Source organism: Streptomyces sp. NBC_01267, assembly GCF_036241575.1.
GTDB lineage: Bacteria > Actinomycetota > Actinomycetes > Streptomycetales > Streptomycetaceae > Streptomyces.
In genome coordinates this window covers 4193659-4210000 of the sequence record NZ_CP108455.1, presented here as the reverse complement: position 1 = coordinate 4210000, position 16342 = coordinate 4193659, and the positions used below count along the sequence as shown (strand labels likewise).

11 protein-coding genes (1 of these 11 cut by a window edge) are annotated in these 16342 nt (G+C 72.5%); 7 read left to right on the top strand and 4 right to left on the bottom strand.

Annotated features, from left to right (window positions below; genetic code table 11):
• A protein-coding gene (locus tag OG709_RS19365; RefSeq protein WP_250306364.1) for an MFS transporter crosses the window boundary here: on the top strand, positions 1-436 show its final stretch. Its footprint begins 830 nt before the window's first position; 436 of the gene's 1266 nt are visible here — the last part of the coding sequence; the start codon falls outside the window, past its left edge; its stop codon occupies positions 434-436.
• 53 nt (positions 437-489) lie between these two features.
• Here the strand turns inward: OG709_RS19365 and OG709_RS19360 are convergent, their stop codons facing one another.
• On the bottom strand, positions 490-2166 hold the full coding sequence (locus OG709_RS19360; RefSeq protein WP_250306243.1) for an ATP-binding SpoIIE family protein phosphatase: 1677 nt from the start codon (positions 2164-2166) through the stop codon (positions 490-492).
• Between the two features lie 190 nt (positions 2167-2356).
• Positions 2357-3733: an NAD(P)/FAD-dependent oxidoreductase gene (locus tag OG709_RS19355; RefSeq protein WP_250306245.1), complete on the bottom strand. Its 1377-nt coding sequence runs from the start codon at positions 3731-3733 to the stop codon at positions 2357-2359.
• 330 nt (positions 3734-4063) lie between these two features.
• Here OG709_RS19355 and OG709_RS19350 point away from each other — a divergent pair, with 330 nt between their 5' ends.
• Positions 4064-4816, top strand: coding sequence for a TetR/AcrR family transcriptional regulator (locus OG709_RS19350; protein ID WP_250306246.1), 753 nt, complete (start codon positions 4064-4066; stop codon positions 4814-4816).
• A 202-nt stretch (positions 4817-5018) separates the two neighbouring features.
• The gene (locus OG709_RS19345) at positions 5019-6905 is read left to right on the top strand and encodes a sigma-70 family RNA polymerase sigma factor (RefSeq protein WP_266641662.1); all 1887 of its coding nucleotides are present in this window, start codon (positions 5019-5021) and stop codon (positions 6903-6905) included.
• 155 nt (positions 6906-7060) lie between these two features.
• On the opposite strand, the gene OG709_RS19340 is transcribed toward OG709_RS19345, so the two are convergent.
• Positions 7061-9142: an asparagine synthase-related protein gene (locus OG709_RS19340; RefSeq protein WP_250306248.1), complete on the bottom strand. Its 2082-nt coding sequence runs from the start codon at positions 9140-9142 to the stop codon at positions 7061-7063.
• Between the two features lie 571 nt (positions 9143-9713).
• Here OG709_RS19340 and OG709_RS19335 point away from each other — a divergent pair.
• From OG709_RS19335 to OG709_RS19320, 4 genes are all read left to right on the top strand, one after another.
• Positions 9714-11135 carry an MFS transporter gene (locus OG709_RS19335; RefSeq protein ID WP_250306249.1) on the top strand — a complete coding sequence of 474 codons (1422 nt, stop codon included), beginning with the start codon at positions 9714-9716 and terminating at the stop codon, positions 11133-11135.
• An 82-nt stretch (positions 11136-11217) separates the two neighbouring features.
• On the top strand, positions 11218-12507 hold the full coding sequence (lhgO, locus tag OG709_RS19330) for an L-2-hydroxyglutarate oxidase (RefSeq protein WP_250306250.1): 1290 nt from the start codon (positions 11218-11220) through the stop codon (positions 12505-12507).
• A gap of 212 nt (positions 12508-12719) precedes the next feature.
• A complete protein-coding gene (gene trmB, locus OG709_RS19325) occupies positions 12720-13520 on the top strand; it encodes a tRNA (guanosine(46)-N7)-methyltransferase TrmB (protein ID WP_329169149.1) in 801 nt (266 codons plus the stop codon).
• Positions 13521-13668: 148 nt separating this feature from the next.
• On the top strand, positions 13669-15300 hold the full coding sequence (locus OG709_RS19320) for a PrsW family glutamic-type intramembrane protease (protein WP_443068545.1): 1632 nt from the start codon (positions 13669-13671) through the stop codon (positions 15298-15300).
• Between the two features lie 49 nt (positions 15301-15349).
• Here the strand turns inward: OG709_RS19320 and OG709_RS19315 are convergent, their stop codons facing one another.
• Positions 15350-16294 carry an aldo/keto reductase gene (locus OG709_RS19315; RefSeq protein ID WP_326694328.1) on the bottom strand — a complete coding sequence of 315 codons (945 nt, stop codon included), beginning with the start codon at positions 16292-16294 and terminating at the stop codon, positions 15350-15352.
• Between the last annotated feature and the right edge of the window lie 48 nt (positions 16295-16342).

The window sequence follows — 16342 nt, the reverse complement described above, 5'->3', positions numbered from 1 at the left end:
CGCCGCCGTCGGGCTCGTCTGGGCCTTCGCCTGGGTGATCGCCGGGTACGCCGGACTCGGGCACGGCAGCCAGACCATGGCGACCGCGGCGTTCATCTCGACGTACGCGCTGTTCGGGCTCGGTGAGTCGATGCTGTCGCCGACCGTGGCCCCGCTGGTCGCCGATCTGGCGCCCAGCTCGATGGTCGGTCAGTACAACTCGGCGTTCGCCCTGGTCAAGCAGCTCGCGCTGGCTATCGGACCGGCCGTGGGCGGGCCGATGGGGGCCTCGCTGCACCTGACGTACATCGCGACGTTCGTGGTGTTCTCCCTGGGGATCACCGTGCTGGCGCTCCGGCTGGGGCGGCGGCTCAGCCCCGTACAGGACCAGCCCTCGCTCGCCCATGCGTCGCGGGTCGTGGCCACGCATGTGCCGGAACCGGCGGCGGTTCACTGACGCGGTCGCGGCCCCCGCGGGGGCCGCTTCCGTGTTCACGGACGGTTTCCCGCTCAGCGGTTCCGGTCCTCGGTCCCCCGCGGGACCGCGAACTCGCACCAGACCGCCTTGCCGCCGCCCGGTGTGCGACGGGAGCCCCAGGACGCGGCGATCGTCGCGATGATGGAGATCCCGCGGCCCGCCTCGTCCGCGGGCTCGGCGCGGCGGCGGCGCGGCAGGTGATCGTCGCCGTCGGTGACCTCGATGATCAGCCGGCGGTCGGTGCGCCGCAGCCGGAGGCGCATCGGCGGGGTGCCGTGCTGGAGCGAGTTGGCGACGAGTTCGCTGGCCGCCAGGACCCCCAGGTCGTGCAGCTCCACGGGGAACCGCCAGGACGTCAGGACTCCGGAGGCGAAGGCCCGCGCGCGTGAGGCCGCTTCCACCCCGCCCAGCAGGTCGAGCGCCGCGTTGTGGAAGAGCTCGGCGGCCGGGCCCGTACGGGAGGGGTGCTGGACGACGAGGATCGCGACGTCGTCGTCGTGTTCCGCGGTGACGCCCAGCGAGCGGATCAGCCGGTCGCAGACGACCTGCGGAGCGCCGGACGCGCCGGACAGGGCGCGCTCCAGAGCGGCTACGCCTTCGTCGATGTCCTCGCCCCGGCGCTCGACCAGACCGTCGGTGTAGAGGACCGCCGCCGATCCCGGGGGCAGCGCGATCGAGTCCGACGTGTGCTGGTAGCCGCCGGTGCCGAGCGGCGGGCCCGTCGGATCGGCGGCCCGCCGGACCGTACCGTCCTCGTCCCGGACCAGGACGGGGAGGTGCCCGGCCGACGCGTAGACCAGACGACCCTCGTTGGGGTCGTGGACCGCGTAGAGGCAGGTGGCGATCTGGTTGGGATCGATCTCGGAGGCGAGGCCGTCCAGGAGCTGCAGGATCTCGTGCGGCGGGAGGTCGAGGCGGGCGTAGGCGCGGACAGCGGTGCGGAGCTGGCCCATGACGGCGGCGGCGCGCACCCCGCGGCCCATCACGTCCCCGATGACCAGGGCCGTGCGTCCCGCCCCGAGGGTGATCACGTCGTACCAGTCGCCGCCGACCGCGGCGTCGGTGCCGCCCGGCTGGTAGGTGGCGGCGATCCGCAGGTCGTCCGGCTGTTCCAACTCCTGGGGCAGCAGCGAACGTTGGAGGGTGACCGCGGTCTCGCGCTGGCGGCGCTCACTGGTGCGCAGCCGCTCGGCCGCGTCCGCGTGGTCGGAGACGTCGGCGGCGAAGACCAGGACCCCGCCGTCCTCCTGAAGGTGCTTCACCGGGGTGCAGGTCACGGTGTACGAGCCCGCGCCCGGACCGGTCCGTACCCGGCGGGACTTGACCGTGCGGGCGGTGCCGCTGCGCAGGACCTGGTCCATCAGGGGGAACAGACCCAGCTCGTCCAGTTCCGGCATCACTTCGGTGGCCGCGCTGCCGGTGGCGCGGGGGCCGAACGCCTCGGTGTAGGCGTCGTTGACGTACGCGATCCGGTGCTCGGGTCCGTACACGAGGGCGACGAGGGCGGGCAGTTGGCCGAGGACCTCCCGGGCGGAGAGTTCGTCGAGCGCCGGGACGGGGGCCCGGTCGGCGGGCGGCTCGCCCTCCTGGCCGGGTTCCTGGGGGGTTTCGGACTCACCGCGGGCTGCTGGCACGGAACTGCGGTCGGTCCGCGCGGCGGCGCGGCGCTGTGTACCGGGGAGCCGGGCGCTCCAGCGCGTGAAGTTCACTGCTTTTCAAGCCTCGTTTGTCGATACTGGGCGGCTGGGACCGGCTGCTCTCCCGGCCGGGGAGCCGGGTCGTCCGGCTGGGGATCCGGGTCGTTCTGTACGGGTCTGAGCCCCCCTATGGTCACACGTCCGGTGTGACCGACAACACTGTCGGGCCTTGGGGCGACCGGCACATGGGGGACGGTCGGCGTCAGTCCCGCTCCGGGCGCTCGCCGCTCGCGGCCCATTCGAATTCGGCCCGCGGATGCTCCAGCGAACCGAGCGAAACGATCTCGCGCTTGAAGAGCCCGGCAAGCGTCCACTCGGCGAGAACCTTGGCCTTCCGGTTGAAGGTGGGTATGCGGCTGAGGTGGTACGCGCGGTGCATGAACCAGGCAGGGTAGCCCTTCAGCTTCCGTCCGTAGACATGCGCGACGCCTTTGTGCAGGCCGAGTGAGGCGACCGAACCGGCGTATTTGTGCGCGTAGTTCCTGAGCGGCCTGCCGTGCATCGAGGCGAGGATGTTCTCGGCGAGGACCTTGGCCTGGCGTACGGCGTGCTGTGCGTTGGGCGCGGTCTCCTTGCCGGGCTCGTCGGACGTGAGGTCGGGGACGGCTGCGGCGTCGCCCGCGGCCCAGGCGTGCTCGCTTCCCTCGACGGCGAGTTGGGCCGTACAGACGAGCCGGCCGCGTGCGTTCAGCGGGAGGTCGCTGGCGGCGAGGACCGGGTGGGGTTTGACGCCCGCGGTCCAGACGAGGGTCCGGTTCGGGAAGCGGGCTCCGTCGCTCAGTACGGCGATCCGGTGGTCGCAGCTGTCCAGGCGGGTTTCGAGGCGTACGTCGATGTTGCGCTTGCGCAGTTCCCGGATCGCGTACGTACCCATCTCGTCGCCGACTTCAGGGAGGATGCGGCCCGAGGCCTCCACGAGGATCCAGTTCATGTCGTCGCGGTCGACGTTGTGGTAGGAGCGGGCGGCGTACCGGGCCATGTCCTCCAGCTCCGCGAGGGCTTCGACGCCCGCGTACCCGCCGCCGACGAAGACGAAGGTGAGGGCGGCGTCTCGGACGGCCGGGTCGCGGGTCGAGGAGGCGATGTCCAGCTGCTCGATGACGTGGTTGCGCAGGCCGATGGCCTCTTCGATGCTCTTGAAGCCGATGCCGTAGCGGTCGAGGCCGGGGATCGGGAGGGTGCGCGACACGGAGCCCGGGGCCAGCACGAGTTCGTCGTACTCGATCTCGACCGCGCCGGTGCCGTCCTCGGGGCCCGCGAGGGTGGTGACGGTCGCGGTGCGCTTGGCGTGACTGATGGCGGTGGCCTCGCCGATGACGATGCGGCACCGGTCGAGCACCCGTCGGAGGGGGACGACGACATGCCGGGGCGAGAGGGATCCGGCGGCTGCTTCGGGGAGGAACGGCTGATACGTCATATAGGGGTCGGGCGTGACCACGGTGATCTCCGCCTCGCCGGCCTTCAGCTTCCGCTGGAGGTGCAGCGCGGTGTACAGACCGACATAGCCGCCGCCGACGACGAGAATGCGCGGGCCGGTCCGGGGGCCGGGGGTCGTCCCCCGGGAAATGGGAGCAGTCACTGTCCCATGAGGCTACGGTCGATCGACTTTGTCCACAGGCCCGGCAAATTGTGTGACTGGAGAACACCGGCGCGGCGGAGCGGACGGTTCCTCCTCGCGAACGGAAGGGCCGCAGGTCAGCGGGTGGGGCGGGAAGGGGGCGCGGGGGCGGAATAGGGAGACTTCCGCTCCATACTCCGATCGGGGGGGCGCTCCGTGCGGAACTACCCCCTTCTGAATCGCCCCTTGCTCAACTATGTTCGTAGCTTGTCGGGGCGTCAGGTCAGGTCCTGTCCCCGACGGCCAGGCGGGGAGTCTCCGGGGGGAGACATCATTACCGGGGGAACGCTTATGCATATTCAGGACGCTCATTGGCAGCCTTCTGCGCCGTCCGGGAGCAACGGCCGATCGGCGGCGGGGACGGACACGGTCACGCGTCCCGTGCCTCTTCGGGTGGACGCGCAGCGGAATCTGGAGCACGTACTGCGGGCCGCCCGCGAGGTGTTCGGCGAGCTGGGGTACGGGGCGCCGATGGAGGATGTCGCGCGCCGGGCGAGGGTCGGGGTCGGTACGGTCTACCGGCGCTTCCCGAGCAAGGACGTGCTGGTGCAGCGGATAGCCGCGCAGGAGACGGCGCGGCTGACGGACCAGGCGCGTACGGCACTCGGGCAGGAGGAGGAGCCGTGGTCGGCGCTCTCGCGTTTCCTGCGGACCTCGGTGGCCTCGGGTGCCGGCCGGCTGCTGCCGCCGCAGGTACTGCGGGTCGGGGTGGTGGACGCCGAAGCCGGTTTACTGGACGGCTTCGTCCCGGACGGGACGCGTGTGCCGCAGCAGCGGTCGGCGCCCGGGGGACCCGATGCGCAGCCGGGGTACGGGCTCGCTGCTGATCTCGACGCCGGGGCCGCCGAGTTGCTGGAGGTCGTGGGGCAGCTGGTGGACCGGGCCCGTCACGCGGGTGAGTTGCGGGGCGATGTCACGGTGGCGGATGTGCTGCTGGTGATAGCCACGGCGGCGCCGACACTGCCTGATGCGGCGCAGCAGGCGGCGGCGTCCTCGCGGTTGCTGGACATTCTGCTGGAGGGGTTGCGGTCGCGGCCTGCGTGACGTGCGGTCCGGGTGCTCGGTCGGAGGTCAACGGCCGGGCCTGGACAACTTGTTGAGCCTTCCCCTAACGGATGAAGGTTAGTGCTCGGATTCGGGAAGACTCCCCGGATGAGTGGTTGCCGGATCCGGGCAGCTGATTGTGCACTGCTCTGTGTCAGTCTTGGCCGGTGTTCTGGTCCGAGGCGTACGGGAGCTTTCCGCGATGAGCGTTGAACGGCGGGACGAGCCGCTCGGCGAGACAGGCGGGTCTGCGCAGCAGGTGCCCGGCCAGGTGCCCGAGCAGGGTGGTCCGTCCGATGACGAGTGGTCCACTGACGAGTGGTCCACCAGCGTGCCGCAGCAGCGCGAGGGCAGCGGGAGCAGCGTTCTCCCGCCACCCCGCTCGCTCGATCTGCCACCGTCCGACGCCGATCTGATCCAGCAGATGCGGGACGGCGAGGACAGTGCTTACGCCGAGCTGTTCCGCAGGCACTCCGAAGCGGTCCGCCGCTACGCCCGTACCTGCTGCCGTGACGCGCACACCGCCGACGATCTGACCGCCGAGGTGTTCGCGCGCACGCTCCAGGCGGTACGGGGCGGGGCCGGGCCGGAGCAGGCGGTCAGGGCGTACCTCCTGACCTCCGTGCGGCGGGTGGCGGCGGCGTGGACGAAGACCGCCAAGCGGGAGCAACTGGTCGAGGACTTCGCGCTCTTCGCCGACCAGGCCGCCAGGTCCGCGTCCTCGGAGGTGTCCGACCAGGACACGCTGGACCTGGGCGCCGACGTGCGGGCCATGCAGATCGCCGAGCAGTCGCTGGCCATGGAGGCGTTCCGTTCGCTGCCGGAGCGCTGGCAGGCGGTGCTCTGGCACACCACCGTCGAGAAGGAGTCACCGAGCGACGTCGCGCCGCTGTTCGGGCTGACCGCCAACGCCACCGCCGTACTGGCCAGCAGGGCCCGCGAAGGGCTCAAGCAGGCGTATCTCCAGGCCCATGTGAGCCAGGCGCTCACCGCGGGCGGGGACTGCGCCCAGTACGCCGACCGGTTGGGCGCCTACGCACGGGGCGGGCTGCGGATGCGGGCCGAGCGGGGGTTGCGGAAGCATCTGGAGGAGTGCGCCAAGTGCCGCCTAGCTGCAGGCGAACTCAAGGACGTCAACTCGGGGATTCCCGGACTGGTGCCGATCGCCGTCATCGGCTGGTTCGCCGGTGGGTACGCGCTCAAGGCCGCCGGGATCGCCGCGGGCGGTCTGGCGGGAGCCACCGGAGCAGGCGCCGCCGCGGCAGCGGGCGGGAGTTCCGCGGGCGGTGGGGCCGCCGCGGCCGAGGGGCTGGGTGTCCCGGCCAAGGCAGGGATCGCCGCGGGTGTCGTGGTCGCGGCGGCGGCCGGGCTCGCGTTCGCCCTGTCGGGCAGCGACGCTCCCCCGCCGAAGCCGCACGCGGCGCCTCCGGTGGCGCAGCCCGTGGTACCGCCCGCACCCACGCCCCCGTCCCCCAGGCCGAAGCCGCCGCCTCCCCCGGCGCCCGAGCCCCGGCCCACCCCGAAGCCGACGCCCCGTCCGGCGCCGCCGAAGGCCGAGCCGAAGCCTCCTGCACCGCCCCGGCCGACTCCGCCGCCGAAGCCGACGCCCAGGCCCACCCCGACACCGACGCCCACGCCGACTCCGCCGCCCGCGCCCGCCGTCTACCAGGTCAACACCCTTGCGTACTCACTCGTCGGCGACCACACCGCGCCCGAGTTGAGCCTCCGGGACAGCACTCCGGTGTGGCAGCGGCAGAGTCTGTCGATCGGTGACGCCTCCTACGACCACGGCATCACGGTGCGCGCTCCCTCCAGCGTGACCATCGAGCTCAACCGCCAGTGCACCAGCTATGAGGCACTGGCCGGGGTGGACACCATGGCGATGGGGCTCGGCGCGGTCCGGTTCTCGGTGTACGGGGACGACGCGCTGCTGTGGAGTTCGCCCGTGGTGCACGGCGGGGATCCCGCGGTGCCGGTGCGGGTCGGGATCTCGGGCCGTCGGACGGTACGGCTGGTGGTCGAGCGGGCGGGTGCGTTCGGCTCGGTGGTGCCCGCCGACTGGGCGCAGTCACAGATCAGTTGCCGGTGAGGGCCGGCCGGTCTCCGGAGACGGTTCGGGTTCTGGCGGCGGCCGGTCTCCGGAGACGGTTCGGGTTCTGGTGACGGCCGGCCTCCGGTGACGGTTCGGACCCGGTTGCCCACTGTGCCCGTCACAGACCGCCCCCCGTCAGGGACCGCACCCCGTCACAGGCTGCGCCTCGGTACCACTCCGCCCGCCACCGCCCGCTGTTTCGGTGCCGCCGTTCCCGTCCAGCACGTGCCGCGCCGGGACAGCAGCCTGCGGAGCCACAGCTCCGTGGAGACCAGGTCGGCGAGCCCGTCGAGCGGCAGCCGCTCGCCCTGCGCCGCCGCCCGCAGCGCCTTGCGCACCACCCGCGCCTCGATCAGGCCCGCGTCCGCCAGCAGCGGCGCGTCGAAGAGGGCGAGCAGCGTGTCCAGGGAGGAGCGCAGCCCCTGGTGGAAAGTGGCTTTCGCCGTGGAGTGGGAGGGTGCGCCCCAGCCGTGCGGCAGATCGTGGATGCCCGCGCCCGCCAGTACCGTACGGAGGATCGCGGCCCGTGCCCCCGGCTGGACCCGCAGTGATTCGGGCAGGGAGCGGGCCGCCCGGACGACCTGGTTGTCGAGGAACGGGGCGTGCAGTCGCTGGCTGCGTACCTCCGCCGCCTGTTCGAAGACCCGGTGGTCCGCCGCGTACCGGGCCAGTGCTGCTCGGGCGCGGGCCTCCCCCGGGCGCTGCACCGAGGTGGGGCGCAGCGCCGACTCCTGGAGGCGTACGGACACTTCGGCGAGTGCCTCGCCGGTCAGCCAGCGGGCCGCGGGGCCGGGCCGGGACCAGGTGAGCGCGGCCAGCGACGCGTCCAGGGTGGAGCCCTCCGTGGTGAGGAGGAAGTCGCGGTCGCGGAGCCGGGCCGCTGCGGTCTCGATGCCCATCCGGTAGGGGGTACGGGCCAGTTTGCGCGCCGCGCGGTAGACGGTGAGCGGGATGAGGGCCGAGCCGTCCGCCTTCGCCAGGGCTGCGACCGGCCGGACGAGATGGCGTCTGCGGCGGTCCATCAACAGGTCCGCCAGGCGCGCCGGATGCGCGTCGAGCACCTGGCGTGCGCCGTCGCCCACGAAGTGGTCGGCGCTGCCCGCGGCGAGCCGACGGCGGTGGCGCTCCGCGGTGATCAGCGAGGGGCCGGGCTCGTCGGTCAGCGGGCCCGACTCCAGATCTGCGTACGGCAGGGCCTCTTCACCGGCGGTGACGACCACGTGGTGCAGCCGGGGGTTGGCCGCGATGGCTCCGGCCCGTTCCAGTTCGGGTTCGAGACCGCGGGCGGAGAGGTCGTTGAAGGTGACGGCGAGGAGACGCTCCCCGGCGCCCGTGCCGTGGCCGAGGACGGTGCCGGGAACCCCTGGCAGTCCGGCGGCGAGCAGGGTGAGGGTGGCGGACGCGCTGCCCCCGGAGAGGTCGGCGCCGATACCGGGGGCGGGGGCGGGCGCTCCCCGGGCCGCGCGCCGGTCGGCCGGGCCCATGCCGGGGACCGGGCCGGGGTCGGGCGGCAGGGTCCCGGGGGCATGGCGTGGTGCGGTGAGCCGGGCGCGTACGGCTTCGACCAGCGCGTTCCGTACCCCGTCCACCGCACGGTCCGGGTCGACCTGGGCGGCGGCCACCGCGAGCGAGGCGACCTGTTCGTATCCGGTGATCTCCCGGGAACCCTCGCGCAGGATCAGCGCGTGGCCGGGCGGGATGCGCCGGACGCCCGCGTACGGCGTGGAGTCGCGCAGCGCCTCGGGGACGTCGGGGCAGGCGAGCAGCGCGGCCAGGTGCCCGATGTCCAGCTGGGCTTCGATGAGGTCGGCGAGCGGGAGGGCGGCGGTGGCGTAGGCCGTGCCGTTGGCCCAGGGGGTGTGGAAGACCGGCCGGGCGCCTGCCAGGTCGCCGACCACGGTGATCCGGCGGCCGGACTGCACGACGACCGTGTAACTGCCCGGCCAGGCGGTGAGATGACGCAGGGCGCCGCCGCGTGCGGCGAAGAGCCCGACCCGCAGTTCCTCGTCGGTGGCGGCACAACAGCCCAGTACCGCAAGGCGGGTGAAGGGGTCGACGGTGATGACCCGCACCTCGTCGGGCCGCCAGTCGCCGACCGCCCAGAGGGGGTCGGGGTCACCCCAGAGGAGCTGGGATCCGACGGGATGAACGGTGCGGTCCTCACCGGTGCCGCCCACCGAACCGGCCGTGCCGAAGCTCGCGGCAATACTGCTCCACCCCACCAACCACCGCATCGCCGCCTCCACAGGCTGTGGACAACTGAACGTCCGGGACGTTCAGGTCCATGCTGCCATGACAACGGCGTACAGGAGGGAGTACGGAAGCGCGCACCCAAAAGCGAATGCGCCCCCGGCAAAAGCCATGTGACCATGCGCCACGAGGGGCGACATTCGGCCATTCTGGCGAACGGGCAACGGTGGCCCGGGAAGACGGGCGAACCGACCCGGCACTGCGGTCCGGGAGACGCGGTACGCCTCCCGGACCGGCCCGCCGCCCGCGGGGATTGAGGCGGCGGTGTCCCCCAGCCCGCTGGATTCTGGCAGCAGGCCGACCCACGCACTCCACATGGAAGACCTCGGGGGAGGGCCGGGCCAGAGCGCACGGCCGGGCGCACGGCCACACGCCAGGAGCACGAGTGGCGGCTCCGGGCGCTCGGCACGGGCAAACAATCCCGCCATCCGGAACATCACCCCTTAACGGTAGGGATGCGGCGAACTACGCTGGGTTTACGAACGCCCCGCACGGCATCCCGGACAGGAGAGGTTGCCGCGACGTGGCGGCCGTCTGTGTGTCGAGGGGTGGCGCATGTCCAGGGAGCTACGCGGGCCGAACGACAAACTCGGCACCGTTCTCGCCTTAGCGGGAATCAGCAATGCCGGACTGGCGCGACGGGTCAACGACCTCGGCGCCCAGCGCGGCCTGACACTTCGCTACGACAAAACCTCCGTGGCCAGGTGGGTCTCCAAGGGCATGGTGCCCCAGGGCGCCGCGCCCCATCTGATCGCGGCGGCGATCGGCGCCAAGCTGGGCCGGCCCGTCCCGCTGCACGAAATCGGTCTCGCGGACGCGGATCCGGCCCCCGAGGTCGGGCTCGCCTTCCACCGGGACGTGAACGCGGCGGTGGTGTCGGCGACCGATCTCTACCGTCTCGACCTGGCCGGCCGGCGCGCCGGAAGTGGCGGGATCTGGCAGTCGCTCGCCGGATCGTTCGCGGTCACGGCATATGCGACACCTGCGTCACGGTGGCTGATAACACCCGCCGATTCCTCGGTGGAGCGCGGCACGGAGGAACTGGCGGACCCGACGGCCCTGCGCGTGGGCCACAGCGATGTGACGAAGTTACGGGAAGCGGCCGAGGACGCCCGGCGCTGGGACTCCAAGTACGGCGGCGGGGACTGGCGTTCATCGATGGTGCCGGAGTGTCTGCGGGTGGACGCCGCCCCGCTGCTGCTCGGTTCGTACAGCGACGAGGTCGGCCGCGGGCTCTTCGGGGCGACCGCCGAACTGACCCGTCTCGCCGGGTGGATGGCGTTCGACACGGGCCAGCAGGAGGCGGCGCAGCGCTACTACATCCAGGCGCTGCGGCTCGCCCGCGCCGCCGCGGACGTCCCCCTGGGGGGATATGTCCTCGCCTCGATGTCCTTGCAGGCGGTCTACCGCGGCTTCGGCGACGAGGGGGTGGATCTCGCGCAGGCGGCCGTGGAGCGCAACCGCGGCCTCGCGACGGCCCGCACGATGAGCTTCTTCAGACTTGTGGAAGCACGGGCGCACGCGCGCGCCGGTGACTCCTCGGCGGCCGGCGCGGCCCTGCGGGCGGCGGAGGGCTGGCTCGAACGCTCACGTGACGGCGACGCGGATCCGTCCTGGCTGGGTTTCTACTCGTACGACCGGTTCGCGGCGGATGCCGCCGAGTGCTACCACGACCTGAAGGCCCCGCGTCAGGTGCGGCGCTTCACCGAACAGGCCCTGTCGAAGCCGACGGAGGAGTTCGTGCGCTCGCACGGGCTGCGCCTGGTGGTCAGCGCGGTGGCGGAGCTGGAGTCGGGCAACCTCGACGCGGCGTGCGCCGCGGGCACCCGGGCGGTGGAGGTGGCCGGGCGGATCTCCTCGGCGCGCACCACGGAGTACGTACGGGATCTGCTGCACCGGCTGGAGCCGTACGGCGACGAGCCGAGAGTCGTGGAGTTACGGGAGCGGGCCCGGCCGCTTCTGGTGGCGCCCGCGTAGCTGGAGAAGCAGAAGGGGCCTCCCCCTTGGTTTGCGGGCATTGTCAGTGGGCCAGTGCACTATCGGGGTGGGAGGAGGTGCGATGTCTTTCGCGAACAGCCACGGCCGCGGCGGCAGCGGCGGATACGACCGCGGGACGGGGTCCGGCCGCGGCGGCAGCGGTGCGTACAGCGGCGGCTTCGACTGCGATGTGCTCGTCGTCGGGGGCGGGATCGTGGGCCTGTCGACGGCCTATGCGCTGACCCGGTCCGCGCCGGGCACCCGGGTGGTGGTCCTGGAGAAGGAGCAGCGCACCGCCCGCCACCAGACCGGCCGGAACAGCGGCGTGATCCATAGCGGGATCTACTACCGACCGGGCTCACTGAAGGCCCGGTTCGCGGTGCGCGGCGCGGCCGAGATGACGGAGTTCTGCGCGGAGCAGTCCCTGCCCCACGAGGTGACCGGCAAACTGATCGTCGCCACCGGGCGGGAAGAGCTGCCCCGGTTGCACGCCCTGGCCCAGCGCGGCAGGGAGAACGGCATTCCGGTGCGGGAGCTGGGTCCCGCACAGATCGCCGAGTACGAACCCGAGGTCCGGGGCCTGGCCGCGATCCGGGTCGCCACCACGGGGATCGCGGACTACGGGGCGGTGGCCGCCCGGCTCGCGGAGCTGTCCGGCGCGGACATCCGCTGCGGCGCCGAGGTGGTGCGGATCTCCCGGCGCCCGGAAGGCGTCGCGGTCGCCACGGCGGACGGTTCGGTCGTCCGGGCCCGGGCCCTGGTGAACTGCGCGGGGCTGCACTGCGACCGGATCGCCCGGCTCGCGGGCGACGACCCGGGCATGCGGATCGTGCCCTTCCGCGGGGAGTACTACACGCTGGCCCGCCCCGGTCTGGTGCGCGGTCTGGTCTACCCGGTGCCCGACCCCGCCTTCCCTTTCCTCGGCGTCCATCTGACGCGGGGAGTCGACGGCGGTGTGCACGTCGGTCCGAACGCGGTACCGGCGCTGGCCCGCGAGGGGTACGGCTGGGGGACCGTGCGCCCCGGCGAGCTGGGCACCACGCTCGCCTGGCCCGGCTCCTGGCGGATAGCCCGGCGGCACTGGCGGTACGGGGCGGGCGAGCTGCACCGCTCGCTGTCGAAGCGGGCGTTCACCGAGGCGGTGCGGCGGCTGCTGCCGTCCGTCGAGGAGCGGGATCTGCGCCGGGCGCCCGCCGGGGTGCGGGCACAGGCGGTGCTCAGGGACGGCACGCTGGTCGACGACTTCCTGATCCGGGAGTCGCCGCGCACGGTCCATGTGCTGAACGCGCCGTCACCGGCCGCGACGGCCGCACTGCCGATCGGCCGCGAGGTCGCCCGGCGGGCGCTGGCCTCGGTGGGGGTCCGGGCCTGACGACGGCCGGGCCTGACGGAGGGGGCGGGCAGGCCTGACGGGGGCGGTGCGCCCCGGTCGGGGGCCTGACGCGGCGCTGCCGCAACGGGACCTGAGCGGGGCCGGTCCGGGCCCGACGCGGCGCTGCCGGGACGGGCCGGACCAGGACCGTAGCGGGACCGGACCGACCGGTCGCCGGGGATCGTAGACTTGAAAGCACTGTGTCCGATCTCCTGAACCCCAGCCCCGAGTCCTCCCCGGCACCCGCCGCAGAGCCCTCAGCGCCCCGCCGCGCCAAGGGTGAGCCGCGCTTCCCGGGCGGACCCGCCGCCGACCCGGCGGGCTCGCACCACGAGCGCCGGATCCGTAGCTTCCAGCCCCGCCGCAGCCGGGTCACGACCGGACAGGGCGATGCCCTGCAACGGTTGTGGCCGAAGTGGGGCCTGGACATCGACGGCCGGGAGATCCTCGACCTCGGTGCGATGTTCGACGGACTTCCCGTCGTACTGGAGATCGGCTTCGGGATGGGTGAGGCGACCGCGCAGATGGCCGCCGCCGACCCGGCCACCGGAATCCTCGCCACCGATGTGCACACCCCTGGTCAGGGCAATCTGCTCCGTCTCGCGGAACGGGACGGCCTGTCCAACATCCGGGTGGCCAACGGCGACGCGATCATCCTGCTCCGCGAGATGCTGGAGCCCGACGCGCTCGCCGGACTGCGGGTGTACTTCCCCGACCCGTGGCCCAAGAGCCGCCACCACAAACGGCGGCTGATCCAGCCCGAGTTCCTTGACCTGGCCGCTACCCGGCTCGCTCCCGGCGCCGTACTGCACTGTGCGACCGACTGGGAGCCGTATGCCGAGCAGATGCTGGACGTGCTCACCGCGCACCCCGCGTTCGAGAACACCGAGGCGGACGGCGGCTATGCGCCGAGGCCCGCTTTCCGGCCGCTGACCCGGTTCGAGGGGCAGGGGCTCGAAAAGGGCCATGTCGTGCACGACCTGCTGTTCCGCCGCGGCGCCCGGAAGAGTTGAGCCGTCGCGGACGAACACCGTCGCGGACGAGCAGGTGCGGTGAACCGTCGCGGATGAACCGGTGCGGATGAACACCGGTGCGGGTGAGGCAGAACGGATATCCCCTGCGGCATCGCAGTTGTCAGTGCCGCTCGTTAGGGTCAATGGGGTGTACGAGTCGAGCTCGCCGCCCGGGGCGATCCATCCGGTGGTTCCGGCCTACGAGGAGCAGCCGCGCTTCGATGCCGTGCCGCCGCGTGCGCACTGGCGTTACAAGCCGCGCAAGGACTTCTGGCGCAGCAAGGCGCTGCGTGCCTCCGCGGTGATCGTGCTCCTCGCCCTCTGCGGCCTGTTGATCCTCTCGCTGGTACGCGAACAGACCGGCACCGAAGGCTTTCTGGTCGGCCTCGGCCTGGCCGTGCTGCCGGTGCCGCTGCTGATGGCCGCCTTCCGCTGGCTGGACCGGGTCGATCCGGGCCCCTGGAGCAATCTGCTCTTCGCGTTCGCCTGGGGGGCGTGCGCCGCCGCGCTCGTCGCGATCATCGCGAACTCCTTCGCGACCCACTGGATCGCGACCGCCACCGCCGACCCCAGCAGCGCGGACACCCTCGGAGCGACCGTGGTGGCGCCGGTCGTCGAGGAGAGCGCGAAGGCAGCGGCGGTTCTGCTGATCTTCCTCTTCCGAAGACGGCACTTCACCGGACTCGTCGACGGTGTGGTCTTCGCGGGCTTCACCGCGACCGGCTTCGCCTTCACCGAGAACATCCTCTATCTGGGCAGCGCCTTCGGCGAGGACAAGTCCATGGGCTTCTCCGGTGTGCCCTCGGTGACCGCGGCGACGTTCTTCGTCCGGGTCGTCGTGGCGCCCTTCGCACACCCGCTGTTCACGGTACTGACCGGCATCGGCTTCGGGCTCTCGGCGCTCGCCACCGGGCGCAGACGGCTGCGCAGATACGCACCGCCGCTGCTCGGCCTGGTCTGCGCCATGGGAATGCACGCCCTGTGGAACAGCTCGTCGGTCTTCGGCACCTACGGCTTCTACCTGGTCTACGGCGTGTTCATGGTGCCGGTCTTCGGGGTGGTCACCTGGCTGGCGATCTGGACCCGGCAGCGGGAGCTGCGCACGATATCGACGGAGCTGCCCGCGTACGCCGCGGCGGGCTGGCTGGCGCCGGAGGAACCCCTCGCGCTCTCGTCGATGCGGGCGCGCGCGATGGCGCGCGGCTTCGCGGCACGAACGGGCGCGGCGGGTACCGACCCCCGGGGCCAGCACCTCAACGCCCAGCCGAATCCGTACGGCCAAGCAAGTCCCTACGGCCAGCCGAACCCGTACGCCCAGCCGTCTTCGTACGTTCAACCGGCCCCGTACGCGCAGCCGACCCCGTACGCCACTCCGAGCCCGGCGCCCTACGCGGACCCCGTGCCGTACGCGAACCCGGCGCCCCACCCGAGCCTGGTGCCGTACGCGGACCCCGCGCACCCTCCATCGCCCCCGAGCCCCTACTACCCGTACGTACGACCGCAGCCGTCCGCCGTTGCGAAGGCGCGGGCCAGGGCCGCGTCCCGGGCCGTGTCCGAGTACGAGGCGTTCGCGACCACCCTGGCCTTTCTGCGGCACCGGGCCCGGCGCGGGGCGGTGGGCCCGGACTTCGAGGCACGCGAGCAGGAGCTGCTGCACCACCTCTGGCAGCGCAAGGAGATAGCCGGGCCCGCGCTGCTGTACGCGGCGCGGGCGACGGGCCGGGTACGGGTGGCGCCGCCGTATCCGTACTACGGCAGCCACCACCCGTACCAGCGCTGACCGGCAGCACCGACCGGCTGCAGCCGACGGGCTCAGCCGACTACCGGAGTCAGGCGGAGGCCGCCGTCAGCTCCGCCAACTCGGCCTCGGTGAGCTCCAGTTCGGCCACCGCGGTCAGCGCGGGCAGCTGCTCGACCGTACGGGCCGACGCGATCGGCGCGGCGACGGTCGGCCGCGCGGCCAGCCAGGCCAGCGCGACGGTCGCGAGCTCGGCCTCGTGCGCCGCCGCGACCTTGTCCAGCGCGGCCAGGACCTTGATCCCCCGCTCGGTCCCGAGGTGCTGGCCCGCCTTCTCCACCCGCACGCTGTCGACCTCCGTACCGGGCCGGTACTTGCCGGTGAGGAAGCCGGACGCCAGCGCGAAGTACGGCACGGCGGCCAGGCCGTGGCGGGCGGCGGTGTCCTGGAGCCCGCCCTCGTAGGTGTCGCGGGAGACCAGGTTGTAGTGCGGCTGGAGGGCGACGTACCGGGCCAGGCCCTCCGCCTCCGAGAAGGCCAGCGAGGCTTCGAGACGCTCGGGCGTGATGTTGGAGGCGGCGATGGCGCGCACCTTGCCGTCCTTCACCAGCTGGTCGAGGGCGGTGATGATCTCCTCGACCGGGACGGCCGGGTCGTCGAAGTGGGTGTAGTAGAGGTCGATGTGGTCGGTGCGCAGACGGCGCAGCGACTCCTCGGCCGCAGCCTTGATGTTCGCGGGGGCGAGCCCCTTGTACTGCGGGTGCGCACCGACCTTGGTGGCGACGACGACCTCGGAGCGGTTCCCGCGCGCGGCCAGCCAGTTGCCGATGATGGTCTCGGACTCGCCGCCCTCGTTGCCCGGCACCCACGCGGAGTAGGCGTCCGCGGTGTCGACGAAGTTGCCGCCCGCCGCCGCATAGGCGTCGAGCACGTCGAAGGACTGCGCCTCGTCGGCGCTCCAGCCGAAGACATTGCCGCCGAGGGCGAGCGGGAACACCTGGATGCCGGACGAGCCGAGTTCACGTAGAGAAGCCATACGTTGATCAACCGCCCGCCGGGGCCGCACTATTCCGCCGGGACGGCG